The 17,265-nt window shown below is 58.7% G+C and carries 15 protein-coding genes and 1 pseudogene; 15 read left to right on the top strand and 1 reads right to left on the bottom strand.

Annotated elements, in window-relative coordinates:
* Positions 1-5 precede the first annotated feature (5 nt).
* From AB8A33_RS03250 to AB8A33_RS03300, 11 genes and pseudogenes are all read left to right on the top strand, one after another.
* Positions 6-260, top strand: coding sequence for a response regulator (locus AB8A33_RS03250; RefSeq protein ID WP_439091400.1), 255 nt, complete (start codon positions 6-8; stop codon positions 258-260).
* Positions 261-450: 190 nt separating this feature from the next.
* Entirely contained in the window at positions 451-2,028 is a 1,578-nt protein-coding gene (locus AB8A33_RS03255; protein ID WP_439091401.1) for a GAF domain-containing sensor histidine kinase, read from the top strand.
* A gap of 283 nt (positions 2,029-2,311) precedes the next feature.
* Positions 2,312-3,262 carry a helix-turn-helix transcriptional regulator gene (locus AB8A33_RS03260; RefSeq protein ID WP_439091402.1) on the top strand — a complete coding sequence of 317 codons (951 nt, stop codon included), beginning with the start codon at positions 2,312-2,314 and terminating at the stop codon, positions 3,260-3,262.
* Between the two features lie 378 nt (positions 3,263-3,640).
* Positions 3,641-4,846 carry an NAD(P)/FAD-dependent oxidoreductase gene (locus AB8A33_RS03265; protein WP_439091403.1) on the top strand — a complete coding sequence of 402 codons (1,206 nt, stop codon included), beginning with the start codon at positions 3,641-3,643 and terminating at the stop codon, positions 4,844-4,846.
* A 73-nt stretch (positions 4,847-4,919) separates the two neighbouring features.
* Entirely contained in the window at positions 4,920-5,720 is an 801-nt protein-coding gene (locus AB8A33_RS03270) for an acetoacetate decarboxylase (protein WP_439091404.1), read from the top strand.
* Positions 5,721-5,753: 33 nt separating this feature from the next.
* Positions 5,754-6,986: a DUF3734 domain-containing protein gene (locus tag AB8A33_RS03275; protein WP_439091405.1), complete on the top strand. Its 1,233-nt coding sequence runs from the start codon at positions 5,754-5,756 to the stop codon at positions 6,984-6,986.
* Positions 6,973-7,755, top strand: coding sequence for a 3-hydroxybutyrate dehydrogenase (locus AB8A33_RS03280; RefSeq protein WP_439091406.1), 783 nt, complete (start codon positions 6,973-6,975; stop codon positions 7,753-7,755). Before AB8A33_RS03275 ends, AB8A33_RS03280 begins: the two co-directional genes overlap by 14 nt.
* A 505-nt stretch (positions 7,756-8,260) precedes the next feature.
* On the top strand, positions 8,261-9,748 hold the full coding sequence (locus AB8A33_RS03285; protein WP_439091407.1) for a GAF domain-containing sensor histidine kinase: 1,488 nt from the start codon (positions 8,261-8,263) through the stop codon (positions 9,746-9,748).
* Positions 9,745-10,134: a response regulator gene (locus AB8A33_RS03290; RefSeq protein WP_439091408.1), complete on the top strand. Its 390-nt coding sequence runs from the start codon at positions 9,745-9,747 to the stop codon at positions 10,132-10,134. The genes AB8A33_RS03285 and AB8A33_RS03290 overlap by 4 nt, the downstream gene beginning before the upstream one ends.
* Positions 10,131-11,381 (top strand): adenylate/guanylate cyclase domain-containing protein, encoded by a 1,251-nt coding sequence (locus AB8A33_RS03295; protein ID WP_439091409.1) that lies wholly within the window; start codon positions 10,131-10,133, stop codon positions 11,379-11,381. Before AB8A33_RS03290 ends, AB8A33_RS03295 begins: the two co-directional genes overlap by 4 nt.
* A gap of 20 nt (positions 11,382-11,401) precedes the next feature.
* A pseudogene (locus AB8A33_RS03300) lies at positions 11,402-11,616 on the top strand (IS481 family transposase); the annotation flags it as partial.
* A gap of 716 nt (positions 11,617-12,332) precedes the next feature.
* Here the strand turns inward: AB8A33_RS03300 and AB8A33_RS03305 are convergent.
* Positions 12,333-13,268, bottom strand: coding sequence for a LysR family transcriptional regulator (locus AB8A33_RS03305; protein ID WP_439091410.1), 936 nt, complete (start codon positions 13,266-13,268; stop codon positions 12,333-12,335).
* Positions 13,269-13,548: 280 nt separating this feature from the next.
* On the opposite strand from AB8A33_RS03305, the gene AB8A33_RS03310 reads away from it, so the two are divergent.
* From AB8A33_RS03310 to AB8A33_RS03325, 4 genes are all read left to right on the top strand, one after another.
* The gene (locus AB8A33_RS03310; RefSeq protein WP_439091411.1) at positions 13,549-14,106 is read left to right on the top strand and encodes a flavin reductase family protein; all 558 of its coding nucleotides are present in this window, start codon (positions 13,549-13,551) and stop codon (positions 14,104-14,106) included.
* Positions 14,103-14,507 carry a nuclear transport factor 2 family protein gene (locus AB8A33_RS03315; protein WP_439091412.1) on the top strand — a complete coding sequence of 135 codons (405 nt, stop codon included), beginning with the start codon at positions 14,103-14,105 and terminating at the stop codon, positions 14,505-14,507. Before AB8A33_RS03310 ends, AB8A33_RS03315 begins: the two co-directional genes overlap by 4 nt.
* A gap of 21 nt (positions 14,508-14,528) precedes the next feature.
* Positions 14,529-16,109 (top strand): 4-hydroxyphenylacetate 3-hydroxylase family protein, encoded by a 1,581-nt coding sequence (locus AB8A33_RS03320; RefSeq protein ID WP_439091413.1) that lies wholly within the window; start codon positions 14,529-14,531, stop codon positions 16,107-16,109.
* Positions 16,110-16,178: 69 nt separating this feature from the next.
* Positions 16,179-17,264 (top strand): maleylacetate reductase, encoded by a 1,086-nt coding sequence (locus AB8A33_RS03325; protein WP_439091414.1) that lies wholly within the window; start codon positions 16,179-16,181, stop codon positions 17,262-17,264.
* Position 17,265 lies beyond the last annotated feature (1 nt).

Genomic DNA, 17,265 nt, shown 5'->3' on the forward strand with positions numbered 1-17,265 from the left:
TGAGCATGTCAGCGAAAGATATCTGCTTGTTCAGAACCCTCGTTGCCATCGTGGACGACGACTTGGCTGGACGAGAGGCTCTTTCCGAACTCCTTCAGGTGATGGACGTCGCGTGTCGTACATTTGATCGAGCGGAGGCCTTCATGGCCGAATTCGAACCGGATTGTTTTGATTGCCCGATCACTGACGTGAGCATGCCGGCCTCAGCGGGATTGATCTGGTGCGGCAACAGCGGGGCATCGGTTCCACCATGCCGCTGATCGCCATCACGGTCGACACCAATCCGGCGCCCCGGTTGCGCGCCATGAGATACGGCCCCATGCCTATCTGACCGGCCCGATAGAAACTGAAGCACTGCTTCATCATTTGCAGTTCGCCCGGCGGCGGACTGGCTTTCGATCTAATACCTAATGAAAGAGAGGCTTCTGATGGCGAGCTCCGTGGATTGATATGCTCAGCACTATGCAGGTACCCGCGGAAGTCATGCAAAAATGGCAGGAGATCGTAGATCTTCTGGCCGAAATTCTATGCGTTCCCTCGGCATTGATCATGAGAGTAGAGTCGCCAAATATTAAAGTCTTCGTTTCCAGCGCGTCGAAAGGAAATCCTTACGAACCGGACGAGGTCGCGCGTCTCGATACAGGCCTCTATTGTGAGACTGTCATGAGCACCCGCCAACCGTTGAACGTTCCGAACGCCCTGCAAGATGAGGCATGGAAATCAAACCCTGACATCAAACTAGGCATGATCTCTTACCTCGGCGTGCCGATTACTTGGCCTGATGGCGAGATGTTTGGAACGATCTGTGTTCTTGATAAGAAAAGCAACGAATTCAGCGAGCTCTATCTCAGACTGCTATTGCTGTGGCGTGACGTGTTGCAGGCGGACTTGAGAAACATTGCCACTATGCAGCGAGAGATCGAACAACGGGAGGTGAAAATTCGTCGCCTCGTCGAGGCCAACATCATCGGCATCATCATCTGGAATGTGGAGGGTCAGATTCTCGATGCCAATAACGAATTTCTCCGCATGGTTGGCTATGATCGTCGCGATCTTCTGTCCGGTCGCGTGAACTGGATGGACATGACGCCCCTTGAATGGCGCGATCGCAACGCGCTGGCAATATCCGAGCTGAAGAACAAGGGAGCCGTGAAGCCCTTTGAAAAGGAATACATCCGGAAAGACGGCAACCGTATTCCTGTGTTGATCGGCATTGCGGACCTTGAAGGAATGGAGGGTCAGGGTGTCGCATTTGTGCTCGATTTAACCGAGCGTAAGCAGGCAGAAACAGAAGCGCGCGAGAGCGAGCGGCGATTTCGCAACATGCAGATGGAATTGGCCCACGCCAATCGCCTCGCAACTTTGGGTCAACTTACTGCGTCTATTACGCATGAGGTGAAGCAGCCGATCACGGCCACGCTCCTGAATACCCAAACAGCCCAGCGATTCCTCACTCGCCAGCCTGCAGATGTTCAGAGAGCGAAAAAGGCAATAGACCGCGCGGTGCTGAACGGCATGCGGGTCAGCGAAGTTGTCGACCGGACGCACGCGCTGGTTAGTAAGGCGCCCATGCGAAAGGACCGCTTGGAGATTAATGAAGCCATTTCAGGGGTTATCGGGTTGACGCGCGGGAAGGTCTTGAAGAACGGCGTTCAACTGCGAACTCAATTGGCAGAAGGCTTACCCGATGTCCGAGGCAGTCGGGTCCAGATTCAACAGGTGATGCTGAACTTAATCGTAAATGCCGTCGAGGCGATGAGCCAAATGAGCGACGATCCTCGCGAATTGCATATCAGCACCCAAGCTGAATCTGACTGTATTCTCGTTATAGTGCGAGACACTGGCCCGGGTCTATCGGAAGGCGCTATTGAGCGAGCCTTCGAGGCATTTTATACGACGAAGTCGAACGGCTTGGGAATGGGACTATCCATCTGCCGGTCGATCATTGAGGATCACGGAGGACGATTGTGGGTGACCACAGACGTACCAAGAGGTGCGGCGTTTCAGTTCACAGTTCCTATCGATTAGGGCTGCTAGGACTGACTGCGTATACTCGCGCAGTCTTCTCAAATTAGATGACTGCTTCGACGGCATTTGGCTCCGGCACCCCACGCGATAGGCGAGCGGGCCGTCGATGACGCACGACCCATGGGACTATCCCAAGGTACAGGTCAATCTATTCCCCGAAGCAGCCGGACCAGACCCGCCGCCCGATTTCGGGATGTGGCGCTTGCCGTCATTGTTACGAGCACTGAGGCAGCAGTGTCGCGCCTCATTGGTTTTGACTTGGCGCCAATGCGAGCGGAAGTTCATGAGCAAGTCCAATTTGCACGATTCTCCGGAGAATGTGCCCAGCGAGGCGCAAGCGCATAGGAGAGACGATCCGATCGGTGAGCGGCGCCCTGCCGATGAAGAGATGGCGCGCGTGCTCAGGACCAAGCCGTTTCGCGTGGCTTCGCAGCCGTCGAGCGGCACGATCGCCTACTGGAAGCACGAGCCCGTGCACGACGTCGTCAAGCCGATGGTCGATCATGTCATCATGACCTATCCGACCGGCGTGCAGCGGCTCGAACGACGTACCGGGAGATCAGTTGCGGTCGGAACGGCGCGTCCCGGTGTCGTAACGCTCATTCCGGCTGGCTCTACCTCCCGGTGGGATATTCATCGGCCGATGCACGTCCTTCAGCTCTTCCTTCCGCACGCGACACTCTCGCGCGTTGCCGACGAAGCCGACGTGGCGACGCCCGGTGATCTTCTGGAGCGGACGGTGCACCCGGATCCGGCCGTATCACGGTTGCTGATGAGTTCGGTCGATGTTCTGGAAGGTCACGAGGTATTGGACGCCTTGTTTAGGCAACAACTGACGGACGTCGTGGCCACGCGCATCTTGGCTGCTCACGCAGGCTCGTCGATCACGGTCCGGCCAACTATGGGCGGTCTGTCGCCAAACGTCTTGGGGCGCGCCATCAATCGCTTGCGCTCAGATAGCGATGCGGATGTCTCTCTCGCGGCGCTTGCTTCGGATGCCGGCCTTTCTCGCTTCCACTTCTGTCGCGCCTTTAAGGAGAGCACAGGCCTTTCGCCTCATGCTTGGCTGCGTCAGCATCGGCTCGAGCAGGCCATGAACATGCTGCGCGACACCGATGCATCTGTCGTCTCGGTGGCGGCGGCCCTCGGCTACGGCTCTCAGACCGCGTTCGCTTCTGCATTCAAACGCTTGACCGGTGAGACAGCGACTAGTTGGCGGCGCCGCATGCGTTAGCCGCAATCGCGCTGCAATCGACGCAATCGCTCTTGGGCAGTGGTCCCTGAGATCCCCTAAATCACTGTAAGTAATTCGGACGACACGAGACGAACAGATGATTTCCACCAACCTCTTCAGCCGGCTCGCGACTACGTCGCGTCGAAACCTGCTAGTGAACATGCTCGTTTGCGCGACCTCATTGACCGTTTGCTCGCCTTCGGCGATCGGAAAAGAGAGAGACAACTCGATGTTGCCCAAGAACGGCCTCGTGAAGATTTACGACCTTCTGCCGAACGGCTCGTGCACGACACGCGCTAACATTATCAACGCCAAGATATTCGCGTTTCTCTTCACGTAACTTGCACCCAGCCACTTCACACCACTCGAGCAAATCGCATGCGACTTGTGATCATTGGCGCCGGCTTTGCCGGCATGTACGCCGCACTTTCTGCTGCCCGCCTTCGCGACATCCAGGGCGTTCCACCCAAAGAGTTCGAGATTGCGCTGGTCGCGCCTGAGCCGACGCTCGTGATCCGCCCGCGGCTTTACGAACCGAAGCCGGAGACCCTGACGGCGCCACTTGAGAACGTTTTGAAAGCCATCGATGTGGTCTACGTGCAAGGTAACGCTGAGGCTGTCGATACAAAGTCCCGGGTGGTGAAGATCGTTCCCGCTAAGGGCGCGAACAAGAGCCTCTCCTACGATCGGCTGGTCGTGGCCACCGGCAGCCAGCTATTCCGTCCCAAGTTTCCCGGCCTTGCAGAGCATGTTTTCAGTATCGATCAGCTCGACGACGCAGTCGCGCTCGACCGGCATTTGCGTCAACTGGCGAGTTTGCCGATATCGGAGATGCGCGACACGGTCGTTGTTGCGGGTGGCGGTTTCACCGGAATTGAGGCGGCAACCGAGATGTCTTCACGTCTACGAGCGATCCTTGGCAAGGACGCTAAGCCGCGTGTCATCATTGTCGATCGGAATAAGGCAATCGCCCCCGACATGGGGGACGACGCCCGCCCTATCATCGAGGACGCCTTGCGTAAACTTGGTGTGGAAACACGGCTTGGCGTTGGCGTCACCTCGCTCGAAAAGTCCGGTGTTACGCTTTCCAACGGCGACTACATCGAGAGTGCCACGGTGATCTGGGCGGCCGGCATGCGTGCCGCGCCGTTGACCGCGCAGATCCCCGCCGGGCGCGACGGTTTTGGCCGTCTGCTCGTCGACCGTGACCTGCACGTGCTGTCGGTGCCTGGCGTCTTTGCGACTGGCGATGCCGCTAGGGCGGCATGTGATGACGTCGGCAACTACGCGCTGATGTCGTGCCAGCACGCAACGCGGATGGGCGCCTTTGCGGGCAACAATGCCGCCGCCGAATTGCTCGGTGTGGCGACGAAGCCATATCACCAGAAGGCTTATGTCACTTGCCTCGATCTCGGCGCGGCGGGCGCGCTGTTCACGCGCGGCTGGGATCGAAAGGTGGAGATGGTCGGCGACGTGGCCAAGAAGACCAAGCACGAAATCAACACCGTGTGGATTTATCCGCCGCGCGCTGAGCGCGCCGCGGCGCTCGCAGCGGCCGATCCAGAGCATGTCTCTGAGGTCTAGCGCTTCGCATAATCAGATCGCGCTCCACGGACGAGCGCGGTCGCTCATGATCGACAAACCTGGAGCTCACCGAATGAAAAATGAGACCGTGCGCGCATCGTCGTTCGCGATGCCCCTGATCAGTCCGGCCTTTCCTCCGGGCCCCTACCGCTTTGTCAACCGCGAATACTTCATCATTCAGTACCGAACCGATCCCGAGGCGCTGCGCCGTGTGGTGCCGGAGCCGCTGGAGCTGACCGACCCGGTGGTGAACTACGAGTTCATCCGCATGCCTGATTCAACGGGCTTCGGTGACTACACCGAGAGCGGCCAAGTTATTCCCGTATCTTACAAGGGCCAGCTTGGCGGCTTCACCCATCAGATGTTCCTCAACGATCATCCGCCGATCGCAGGCGGGCGCGAGCTGTGGGGCTTTCCCAAAAAGCTAGCCCAGCCGAAGCTCGAAGTCGAGATCGACACGCTGGTCGGCACCTTGAACTACGGCTCGGTCCGTGTTGCGACCGGCACCATGGGCTACAAGCACCGCGCCCTCGACACGGTAGCAGAAGCTAGAAAGCTCGCTGCTCCCAATTTCCTGCTCAAGATTATTCCGCATGTCGATGGAACGCCGCGTATTTGCGAGCTGGTGCGTTTCTACCTCGAAGACATCACCGTGAAGGGTGCGTGGACCGGGCCGGCCACTCTGGACCTGTTCTCGCATGCCCTTGCGCCTATCGCCGACCTGCCGGTGCTTCAGGTTCTCTCCGCCAAGCATCTCGTTGCGGACCTGACCCTGGGGCTCGGCAGCGTAGTCCATGACTACTTGGTGCCTGGCCAAGGAGTACTGCGCCCCGACCCAGGCTCTGACGTCTTGATCGAGGCAAATGCTGGCTGATCGAGACCAGTTCTCATACTCGGAGTTTCAGAAATGCTAAACGTCATACGTGAACAAACCGATCCTGTGCCGCAGCAGACAAAGTCGCTACCATACGAGGTTGTGGCCTTGGTGCTGCAGGGAGGTGGCGCGCTTGGTGCCTATCAAGCTGGCGTCTATGAGGGCCTGCACGAAGCTGGCATACGGCCCAATTTTTTGGCCGGCATCTCGATCGGCGCACTCAACGCCGCCATTATAGCCGGATCGCCCGAGGCCGAGCGGGTCGAACGGCTGCGCAAGTTCTGGGAGAGTATCTGCGCTGCACCGGTCGCGTGGCCGGCCGGCGAGGGGCTCGCCAATGCGATGCCCTTCACCTTCGATCTGCGTTCGGCGCACAATGCTCTTGCGGCGATGAGAGCCCTATTCCAGGGGCAACCCGGCTTTTTTAAACCACGCTTCCCGCCGCCGTTCCTTTCGCCCTTCCCGGGCAGCGCGGCGACGAGCTTCTACGATACGTCACCATTGCGGCAGACGCTGGAGCGGCTTGTCGACTTTGACCGGCTGAACGCAGGGGAGGTGCGCGTCAGTGTCGGTGCGGTTAACGTCCGCACGGGAAACTTGACCTACTTTGACACGGCTGAACGCCGACTTGGACCGAACCATTTCATGGCATCTGGGGCGCTGCCGCCGGGCTTCCCTGCGGTCGAGGTCGATGGCGAGCACTATTGGGACGGCGGCGTCGTCTCAAACACGCCTCTGTCTCGGGTCCTGTCGAGCGAGCCGCGCGACACGCTGACTTTCCAGGTAGATCTCTGGTCGGCGCGTGGCCGCGTGCCGAACGATATGATGGAGGTGTCGAGTCGCCAGAAAGACATTCAGTATTCCAGCCGCACGCGCGCCATCACAGATCAGGCGCTGTGGATGCAGAAAATGCGTCAAGCGTTGCATCGGACGCTTGAAATGCTTCCCGATAGCGCAAAGCAGGATCCAGAAATTCGCGTCATCGCGGAGATGGCTCGCCATCGCTCCTGCAATATTATCCATCTGATCTACCAATCCAAGATCTACGAGCGCCATTCAAAGGATTACGAATTCGGGTTGAGCGCAATGCGGGCGCATTGGCAGAGCGGTTTGGAGGATATCCGCCGCACACTGGCCGATCCGCGGCGGCTCGACCCGCCGGCTCCCGAACTCGGCATTGTCACCCACGACATCCACCGCCGCGACGGATCTCTCGTCAAGCCTGACTCTCAAAGCATCGAAAGGAATTCCCATGTTGAAGGGTAAAGTAGCCATCGTCACCGGATCGACTAGCGGTATTGGTCTTGGCGTCGCCAGGGAGCTGGCCAAGCTCCGAGCCGACATCATGTTGAACGGCTTCGGAGAAGCCAGCGAGATCGAGGCGATCCGCAGCGGGATCGAGCGTGAGCATGGCGTGCGCGTGCTTTACGATGGCGCAGATATGTCGAAGGAGGATGCCGTGCGCGGGCTGATCGCTACGGCAGTTGATAAATTCGGCCGGCTCGACATCCTCGTGAACAATGCTGGCATTCAGTTCACTGCGCCGGTAGAAGAATTCCCGACCGCCAAGTGGAATGCGATCCTGGCGATCAATCTGTCGGCCGCGTTCCACGGTATTGCCGCTGCGGTGCCCCAGATGAAGAAGCAGCGCTGGGGGCGGATCATCAACATCGCTTCCACACACGGCCTCGTTGCTTCAACTCACAAGGCTGCCTACGTCGCGGCCAAGCACGGGCTGATCGGTCTGACCAAAGTGGTCGGCCTGGAGACCGCAGGGAGTGGGGTCACGTGCAACGCGGTCTGTCCAGGCTGGGTACGAACGCCCCTGGTCGACAAGCAGATCGATGACATCGCTGCGCAAAGGGGTATTAACCAGGCGGAAGCCGCCAGGACACTCCTGGCCGAGAAGCAGCCATCTCTCGAATTCGTTTCTCCGGAACAGCTTGGGGGCACCGTTGCGTTCCTGTGTTCGTCTGCCGCCGATCAGATCACTGGAACGGCGATCTCAGTCGACGGTGGCTGGACCGCGCAGTAGCGACTTTTAGTCGGAGCGACCGCAAATATCCGTACTTGCAAGGTCTCTTGTTATCAAGATCGGCGGTTTCAGCGGACACGGCCAAGCAGTCCGTCCTGGAAGCGAAGCCGCCGTCCCTGCTCAGCACCATCAACGCTGTCTTATCGGCGACGGACCTTTTTTCGGCATGCCATCCTCTGTTTCCGCGCGGCTCAACGTCGCTGAATTGCTCGTTTGGTCGCCGGCACGGATTCGTAACAAGAGGTGTCGTTGCCGCAACCGTGGTCCCGTTAGCAGGGGATTAGGCGTGTTTCCTTCCAGCGCACTGATCATTGTTGCATTCGCACTACTCCCATCGCGCTCGTCTACCGTCGATCATGCCTGTGAGGAGGCTGAATATGCAGAGTGAAAAGGTGATCATCATGACGGGCGGGAGCTCCGGGATCGTCCGGCTTGTTGGCTCATCCTCGGAATGGATAGTAGGCCATGTAGTTGCGAAGGAAGTCTGGCCCTGAACCCGGTAGCGATGATGGATGCTGACTTGAGGCATAGGCTCGACGAGCTTGAACAGCAGCTGCAGCGGGGAGCAGTCGAGAACGACCGCCTCCAAAGCGAGCTGGCGATAGCTTTGGAGCGGCAGACCGTCACCGCAGGGATCCTCAATGTCATTGCCAGTTCACCGACGGATGTGCAGCCGGTGTTCGACGTCATCTCTGAAAGCTCGCGGCGGCTGCTCGCCGGCCAAACGGCGCTCGTGACTCGTGTCGTCGATGATATGCTTCATCTGGCGGCTTGTACGGCGGGAAGCGAGGCCGGTGACGAGGAGATCCGAACCTCATTTCCTGCACCGCTCACCTCGTCTAGTATTCATAGCCGGGTCGCGCTCACGTCGACAATCGCTTTCCGCTCCGATATCGAGACCGAACCTGGGGTCCATCCGTCGATCAAGAACATGGCCCGTGCCAGGGGTTATCGAAGTATCGTGGTCGTACCCATGCTCCGTAAAGGCATGGCGATAGGCACGATCGGAGTCTCGCGCGCCGAACCCGGAGCGTTCACGGATAGCCAGATCAACCTTCTTAGGACATTCGCCGACCAGGCCGTGATTGCGATCGAGAACGCGCGGCTGTTCGAGCAGCTGCAAGCCCGCACGAAGGAGCTCGCCAAGTCTCTCGACGAGTTGCGCGCCGCACAGGACCGCCTGGTGCAGACGGAAAAGCTTATATCGCTCGGTCAACTCACCGCCGGCATTGCGCACGAGATTAAAAACCCACTCAACTTCATCAATAACTTCGCGGCACTCTCGGCCGAACTGATGAGCGAGCTGAATGAAGTTCTCGCGCCGGTTAAGCTGCCGGATGGCATCCGCGACGAGCTCGCCGAGCTGAGCGGAATTCTAACGGACAACCTTCACAAGATCGTGCAGCACGGCAAGCGCGCCGATTCGACCGTCAAGAACATGCTCCTGCATTCGCGTGGCGGCGGCGGCGAGCACCGGTATGCCGACATAAATGCGTTGGTCGAGGAGAGCCTCAATCTTGCTTATCATGGAGCTCGGACCGAGAAGCCGCAGTTCAACGTGACCCTCGGACGCGAATTCGATTCGGAAACCGGCGTCGCCGATGTGTTTCCGCAGGAAATCACACGGGTGCTGCTGAACCTCTTCTCGAACGGCTTCTACGCTGTGGCCAAGCGGTGTAGCGACAGCGGCCCTGAGTTTGAACCGGCGCTCAGCGTCGCCACGCGCAATCGCGGGGAGTACGTCGAAATCCGCATCCGAGACAATGGCGTAGGTATTCCTCCCGAAGTGAAAGAGAAGATGTTCAATCCGTTCTTCACAACTAAGCCGCCGGGCGAAGGGACAGGCCTAGGGCTGTCCATGAGCCACGACATCATTGTGAAGCAACATGGCGGCACAATCGATGTCGAGAGCGAGCCGAGTGAATTCACTGAATTCACCATTATCCTGCCGCGTAACATCGGTCTTTCTCGCAGTAAAAGGAGACAACTATGACTGTATTGGTTCTTGTTGTAGACGACGAGCCCGATCTTGAGGCCTTGTTTCGCCAGAACTTTCGTCGCGATCTTCGCGCTCGGCGCTTTATAATGGACTTCGCTGGTTCGGCGGCGCAGGCCCTTAGCCGCATTTCTGATACCGGCGAGCAAACGCTTATTCTCATTCTCTCCGACATCAACATGCCCGGGATGAGCGGGCTCGAAATGCTGCCGGAGGTACGTGCACGTCGGCCCGACGTTCCGGTGATCATGATCACGGCCTATGGAGATCCCGAGACACGCAAGGAGGCACTGGAACGCGGTGCGCAAGCTCTATTGACCAAGCCGATCGACTTCGGTCAGGTCCGTCAGGTGATCGAGGCGAGACTGGAAGAGGCGGCATGACCGCTACGGTTCTCGTGGTCGATGACGAGCCGGATCTGGAGACGCTTGTCCTCCAAAGATTCCGGAGACAGATTCGCGAACGACTCATTAGCTTCGTGTTCGCGCGCGACGGTGTCGAGGCGCTTGAATCGATCGAGCAGCATCCACATGTCGATCTTGTGGTCCTAGACATCAACATGCCGCGCATGGATGGTCTTTCGTTGCTAGCTAAGCTGCAGGAACGAGAGGACAAGAAATTTGCTATCGTTGTCTCGGCTTACGGCGACATGTGCAACATACGGACGGCGATGAATCGTGGCGCGTTTGATTTCGTAACTAAGCCAATCGATTTCGCGGACCTGGAAACGACAATCCAAAAGACTCTCTGTCACATTGAGGTCTTACGCGAGGCACGCCGCCGCCAGGCGGAAGCGGAACGCGCCCGCGCGTCGTTGTCACGCTATTTTTCTCCCGAGCTCGCCAAGCGCCTCGTCGTCGGAGATGGTAGCGACGGCATGCAGGTGCGCTGGCGCGACGTCGCCGTGATATTCACCGATGTCACCAGCTTTACCTCGCTGGTCGAGACCACCGATACGGAAGTGCTGGCGGAGTTGCTCAACGAATATGTCGGCGGGCTGACCGGCGTTGTTTTCGACCACGAGGGCACCGTGGCCAAAGTAATCGGCGATGCGATTCAGGTCCTTTTCAATGCACCAGGCGACCAGGCCGACTATGCGACGCGCGCCGTGGCATGCGCGCGGGACCTCGATCGTTGGGCCGAGTCGTTCCGCGAGCGCTGGAAGCAAAAGGGCGTCGATTTCGGCACCACGCGCATAGGCGTTCACACGGGCCCCGCGCTGGTCGGTAATTTCGGCGGCGATCGCTTCTTCGACTACACGGCCTATGGAGACACCATCAATACCGCTGCGCGTCTCGAAGCCGCAAACAAGGCACTGGGCACACGGATCTGTGTCAGCGACGCCATCGCGAGCGAGGCACAGGAATTCAGGGGGCGAGTGATCGGCGATCTTGTCCTGCGCGGACGGAGCGAGCCGTTGCGCGCCCACGAGCCCTTATCGGCGGCAGAGTGCGACGCCTCGACCACGACACAATATGTGACCGCTTTTGCAAAGCTTGAGGGAGATGACGTCGACGCTGTGCCGGCCTTCGCCGCACTGGTAGGCATGCATGCCGATGATCCGCTCGCAAACTATCACTTGAGGAGGCTCCTCAACGGCGCCAAGGGCGTCCGCATACAAGTGGGATGATGAAGCGTTGGGCGGCGAGCCACGTTGCGCGATCATCGTTGCATCGTTGCCTCCGGCACCACGGCATCTAACGCTTGCCAGATGTCGAAGACGACAAACCAATGCGGAGCAAGTTCCACGCCTATCCGATTGCGTCGACCTCGCGGAGGTTCGGACCGAGCAGGGCAGGCTGTCCATGTTCGTGGCGATCGACCGGACCAGCAAGTTCGCCCTTGTCATGCTGCATGAGAAGGCGAAAACTGCAGCCTCCCGTGTAGCGTCTTGCTGTTCCGCGGGTAGGAGCCGCCTTATCAAAACAGCGGATCTCAAAAAGACTTCTGGCGGCGCCTATTGACCTACAGTACTTCGCAAGAATTATAGAGAAATTTCAATGATATATAAGTTCGCAGTTTTATTCTGAATGGCGCGCCATTTTCATTTCTCCTTCCTGAAATAGCCCTAAGAGCTTAATGGGTATGGAGGTTTTCGCGGTCGAAAACACCTCATTGCGCGAGTAGGTCAGACGGTCGGCAAACGTGAATCGTAGCACCACTTTCTGAAGGTGCAGGTTGCCGGAAAGCCAGAGTTCATAAGGCTTTGAGAGGAATGTAGCGGCGCGTTCGAACAACTCGTCGAATGAATCCGACGTCTTCCCTAGATATTACCGTGTTTTCGTCTAGCAGCAGCTTCTGCCGTTCAAGTTCGGAAACAGGGCTCTCGTAAGCTTTTTCGGTTTCGGGCGAGCTTGAACCGATGACAAGGTCGATGAGCCGCTGCGTCTCCCTCTCGATTTTTAACTTATCTCGCTGGTAGCCCTCTGCGATCTCTGAGGCCTGAGCGGGCGCTACGGCGACCGCTTGCCGACTGAAGCGACGGCTCCCGACTTCGGGGGCAGCAAGCGGAAGCCGCTCGCTAGCGCTCCGCTGTGGGAACGCATCCGCTACCTTTATGGACGCGCGAACCATCTTGTCGTCAACTAAGCTCCTGCGCGACGCTGAGCAGTCTGTCCCTCAGCCACTTGTGTCCCGGATCCGTAGTGTGGCGGGGATGCCAGTACATCGCCTCGTGGATGTCCGGGACCGCGATCGGCGACTCGAGCAGCTTGATGTTCACCGTTCCCAGCAGACGTTTGGCCGCCCGCTCCAGGATAAGGCTGACAAGCCGCGTCCCTTCTATGAGAAACGGGTTGAGCAGAAAACTCTCCACCGTGACTTCTATCCGGCGCTGGACGCCGGTGTCGGCAAGATGCTGGTCGGCGAGGTTGAGCTGCCGATCGTTGCCAATTCCGTAGACGAGATGCGGGAGTTCGAGAAATTGCCGCTCGCTTAACTCGTTGCCTGTGACGTCGGGATGGTTTGCGTCGACGGCGCAGAGCCAGCGGTCGCTGAGCAAGGCAGCGGTAGGATAGTCGTTGGGACCGAAGAGCTCGACCGGTTCGATGACGATATCGGCTTGGTTCGTCTGCAACACACGGGCCGCATCCCGCGCACGCGGCAGCAGATGAACCGTTACGTTCGGGGCTTCGTTGACAATCATTTTGACGAGGGGCGTCAGAAGGACGAGACCCGCGTAATCGGACGCGCTGATCGAGAAAGTCCTCGCATCGGTCGCGGGATTGAAGCCGGGTCGACGTGTGAGCGTCTGTTCGATCTTGCTGAGCGATTCCTTGAGCGAGACAATGAGATCCTCGGCGTTGCGCGTGAGCGCTAGATCACGCCCCACGCGAACGAGCAACGGATCGCTGAAGATGTCGCGTAGTCGAGCGAGAGCCGCGCTCATCGCCGACTGGCTGAGGCCGATACGTTCGCCGGCGCGGCTCACGTTCCGTTCCGTGAGAAGCGCATCGAGAATGACGAGAAGATTGAGGTCAATGTTTCGCAGATTCACCCGTGCTGCCTCCCAACGCATGCGCCTCCGAACGTGGTCAGTTTGCACCATCTCACCCTGCGGATTGAAGCCATTTTGTCGCATGGGCGGAGCCAAAGTCCTTCCATATCGCGCCTGCGAGATGATGATCTGCGCAGTCCTTCCGCAAGCTGCATTCGTAGTGAGCCGTGATTGGCGTTATAACGTGCATCACGCGGATAGATCGATGCGACAGATAGTTGGGATATCTATTATCGATTAGACTGGTGGTGCGCGCGCCTTCTAGCCTCTGTGACACGAACAAGTCGCAACGAGGCGCATCATGAAAAACAACTCGGGATTTGGAAGCGGGCTCGAAGTCTCGCCCTCGCAGTCGAATACTAACGTGGCGGCCTTCCGGGCAGCGATGCGAAACTTCGTCGGAAGTGTCAGCATCGTCACGACGTGGCACCGCGATAGGCCTTGGGGGATGACGATCAATTCGTTCACTTCGGTCTGCACCGATCCTCCGACCATCCTGATCTGCCTTAACAATAAGACCGTGACCGCTATGCACGTGAAGGACGGCGGTCGCTTCGCGGTCAATCTGCTAACGCAGGATCAGCTACATCTCTCGGAGCTCTGCTCGCGTCCGAGCGAAGATAAATACGTCGACGAGCATGTCCTTTCGTCTGGAGAAGTCGCCGGAGCGAGCTGCGTTCCGAGGTTGCGCGATGCGTCGGTCGTGTTCGAGTGCAGGGCGGTGGAGCAGCTCGTCGTCGGCAGCCATCGTATCGCGATCGCTGCTATCGAGCGCATCCATGTTCCTGTGGCTCGTCCGCCGCTGCTCTACGGGCAAGGGCGCTACATGCATGGCATTGAACTCGGAGCGCGCGCATGACCGATGCACCATCCGCTGCCGAAGTCGTCAAGAAACTCTACGCCGCATACGACAGGCACGATCACACGGCGATCCAGGAGCTCTATCGACACGACGCGACCCACGACGAGATCTCCCAGTCCAAGACGAAGCAGGGAGCCGCCGACATCGCGACCGGAATGCAGAAGCTATTCGCCTGGCTTCCGGACATCCATTGGAAGGTGAATGCGATGGTTGGCGGTGAGGACGGAGTCGTAGCCGTCGTCTACGTCATGCATGCGACCGTGCCGCTCAAGAACGGCGCCACCGAGACCAAGCCCATTTCGTTGCGCGGCGTCCAGCTCGTCGAGGTCGAGAATGGCCGGATACGCCACAGCGAAGACTACTGGGACGCGGCAACGTTCCAGCGACAACTTTCCTGAAAACGTGAGGAGGACTGAACTATGAGAACCGGTGCTGAATATCTGGAATCGCTTCGCGACGGCCGCCGCGTATACGTTGGCGGTGAGCTGATCGAGGACGTGACCACCCACCCGATGACGAAGGGGTACGCCAACGCAATCGCCGAATATTACGACCTTCATCTCGATCCGAAAAATCAGGACATTGCGACTTTCGTCGATGAAGGCGGCAACCGCCAGTCGATGCACTGGTTTCTTCCGCGCTCCAAAGCCGATGTCATCAAGCGCCGCGAGTATTGCGATTTCCTGTGTCGTCACTTCAAGGGTGGCATCTTCACCCGCCCCCCGGCCGGCATGAACGTGGTCATGTTCACGCAGGTGGACGATCAGAAGCCGTGGTCGGACAATTCGCGCTTTAGTGGCAAGCAACGCGATCTCTCCGGCAACATCCAGCGTCAGTGGGAAGAAGTCACGACCCACGACCTGGCGATCTCCCCCATGTTCCTCGACGTTCAATTCGACCGCGGCCGCGATGACGCGATGGCGGAGACGCCAATGCTGAAGATCGTCGAGGAACGCGACGACGGCATCCTCGTCCGCGGTTGGAAAGCCATCGGTACGTCGGTGCCTTTCGTCAACCATCTGCTGATCGGGAATCTGTGGCGCCCCGGACAGACCTCGGAGCAGACCGTCTACGCGTTGGTGCCGATCGCCACCAAGGGTATCTCGGTTGTTGCCCGCAAGTCGAACGCGCAGCCCGACGCCGATCCGTATGATCGTCCGCTCGCCACCATCGGCGACGAACTGGACGCAATGGTCTATTTTGACGACGTGCTCATTCCGTGGGATCGCGTCCAGCACATAGGCAACCCGGATCATGCGAAGTGGTACCCGCAGCGCCAATTCGACTGGGTGCATCTCGAAACGCAGATTCGTCATTGCGTCCACGCTGAATTGATGGTCGGCCTAGCGCTGCTCTTGACCCAATCTCTGGGCACCAGCACCAACCCGCTCGTGGCCGCACAACTCGCAGAACTCATCCGCTTCCGCGAAACATGCCGTGCTTTCATGATCGCCGCGGAGGAGACGGGGTTCGCGACACCGGGCGGGCTCTTCAAGCCGAACAACATCTACATCGATTTCGGCCGCGCCTATTATCTTGAGAACCAGGCCAAGATGGTCAATACGCTGATCGACTTCTGCGGTCGCGGCGTCGTCATTCAGCCGTCGAAACGCGAGATGGACGACCCGTACATCGGTCCGAAACTCGCCGAGGCGCTCCGTGGTGCGGAGATCAGCGCTTACGACCGCATCAAGATCTTCCGTCAGATTAGCGAGCGTTTCCTGAGCGAATGGGGCAATCGCCACGAGATGTTCGAGAAGTTCAACGGCACGCCTCTCTATCTCATCAACCTGCTAACGATGCAACGCACCGAATATCAGGTCGATGGTCCGTTGACCGAGCTCGCGCGAAAAGTGTTGGGATTTGGCGACACAGCGGAGCTCGGCAAGCGCGCGCAGGAAGCCGAACAAAAATCGCACTATGCAAGCGTCCGCTTCCAGCCCGAATATGCGAAGGCGCAAGATGTACAGAAGGGCTACATGAACGACGCCGCCGGATAGGTATGCGTTCGAGTGGCTGCGGGAGCCAGGAGGCTCCCGCAGATTCTCTAGTTTCTCCGAGACTCACAGATGCATCCCTTCACATTCTCCGGCCTGCCGACACGCGTCATATTCGGATCGGGAACAATCGAGGCGATAGGCAGCGAGGTCGAGCGGCTCGACAAGAAGCGCGCCTTCATCGTTTGCAGCGAGCCCCAGAAGCGGGAGGGGGAGCGGTTAGGGCAGTTACTCGGCAATGCCTGCGTTGACGTCTATTCCGGGGCAGTGCTGCACACGCCGGTCAGGGTTACGAAAGACGCCATCCGCGCTACCACCGGCGCCGCATCGGACTGTGTGGTGTCGATCGGGGGCGGGTCTGCGATCGGCTTGGGCAAAGCGATCGCACTGCGCTTGGGAATTCCGCAGATCTGCGTACCAACCACCTATGCCGGTTCGGAAATGACGCCGATACTCGGTCAGATGGAGGACGGCGAGAAGAAGACGTTGACCGATCCGACGATCCTTCCAAAAACGGTGATCTACGATATTGAACTAACGAAGTCGTTGCCGGCACGGCTTTCCGCTGCTTCAGGACTCAATGCTATCGCACATGCTGCCGAGGCGCTCTACGCCCAGAACTGCAATCCCATCGTCTCAATGCTGGCTCAGGAAGGCATCGCAGCCCTTGTCAGGTCGCTTCCCCGGATCATGGCCGATCTCAAAGACGATCTAGGGCGCTCCGATGCCTTGTACGGTGCTTGGCTGTGCGGCGTTTGCCTGGGATCGGTCGGAATGGCGCTTCATCACAAGCTTTGCCATGTCGTTGGCGGCTCCTTCGATCTGCCGCATGCCGAGACGCACGCAATCCTGTTGCCGCACGCGCTCGCCTACAATTTGGAGGCGGCGCCGGCCGCCTTGGAGGCGCTGCGGGTGGCGACCGGCGCGAACGATCCGACCAAACGGATCTACGACCTTTCACGTTCCTTTGGACTGCCGGCATCTCTTTCCGAGATCGGCTTCGGAGAAGAGAACATCGAACGAGCCGCCACACTGGCATTGAAGAACTCCTACTGGAATCCGCGTCGGTTCGACGAATCTTCGATTCGGGACATCCTGCGCGCGGCATGTGACGGTCGCGCACCGAACGCGTTTCATGGTGCCGATTGCCGACTTTAGA

This window comes from Tardiphaga sp. 813_E8_N1_3, from assembly GCF_051811025.1.
Lineage (GTDB): Bacteria > Pseudomonadota > Alphaproteobacteria > Rhizobiales > Xanthobacteraceae > Tardiphaga.

Coding starts and splice junctions, on each gene's coding strand:
- AB8A33_RS03250 (WP_439091400.1), top strand. CDS start 6: ATGTCAGCGAAAGATATCTGCTTGTTCAGAACCCTCGTTGCCATCGTG.
- AB8A33_RS03255 (WP_439091401.1), top strand. CDS start 451: ATGCTCAGCACTATGCAGGTACCCGCGGAAGTCATGCAAAAATGGCAG.
- AB8A33_RS03260 (WP_439091402.1), top strand. CDS start 2,312: ATGAGCAAGTCCAATTTGCACGATTCTCCGGAGAATGTGCCCAGCGAG.
- AB8A33_RS03265 (WP_439091403.1), top strand. CDS start 3,641: ATGCGACTTGTGATCATTGGCGCCGGCTTTGCCGGCATGTACGCCGCA.
- AB8A33_RS03270 (WP_439091404.1), top strand. CDS start 4,920: ATGAAAAATGAGACCGTGCGCGCATCGTCGTTCGCGATGCCCCTGATC.
- AB8A33_RS03275 (WP_439091405.1), top strand. CDS start 5,754: ATGCTAAACGTCATACGTGAACAAACCGATCCTGTGCCGCAGCAGACA.
- AB8A33_RS03280 (WP_439091406.1), top strand. CDS start 6,973: ATGTTGAAGGGTAAAGTAGCCATCGTCACCGGATCGACTAGCGGTATT.
- AB8A33_RS03285 (WP_439091407.1), top strand. CDS start 8,261: ATGATGGATGCTGACTTGAGGCATAGGCTCGACGAGCTTGAACAGCAG.
- AB8A33_RS03290 (WP_439091408.1), top strand. CDS start 9,745: ATGACTGTATTGGTTCTTGTTGTAGACGACGAGCCCGATCTTGAGGCC.
- AB8A33_RS03295 (WP_439091409.1), top strand. CDS start 10,131: ATGACCGCTACGGTTCTCGTGGTCGATGACGAGCCGGATCTGGAGACG.
- AB8A33_RS03305 (WP_439091410.1), bottom strand. CDS start 13,268: ATGCGTTGGGAGGCAGCACGGGTGAATCTGCGAAACATTGACCTCAAT.
- AB8A33_RS03310 (WP_439091411.1), top strand. CDS start 13,549: ATGAAAAACAACTCGGGATTTGGAAGCGGGCTCGAAGTCTCGCCCTCG.
- AB8A33_RS03315 (WP_439091412.1), top strand. CDS start 14,103: ATGACCGATGCACCATCCGCTGCCGAAGTCGTCAAGAAACTCTACGCC.
- AB8A33_RS03320 (WP_439091413.1), top strand. CDS start 14,529: ATGAGAACCGGTGCTGAATATCTGGAATCGCTTCGCGACGGCCGCCGC.
- AB8A33_RS03325 (WP_439091414.1), top strand. CDS start 16,179: ATGCATCCCTTCACATTCTCCGGCCTGCCGACACGCGTCATATTCGGA.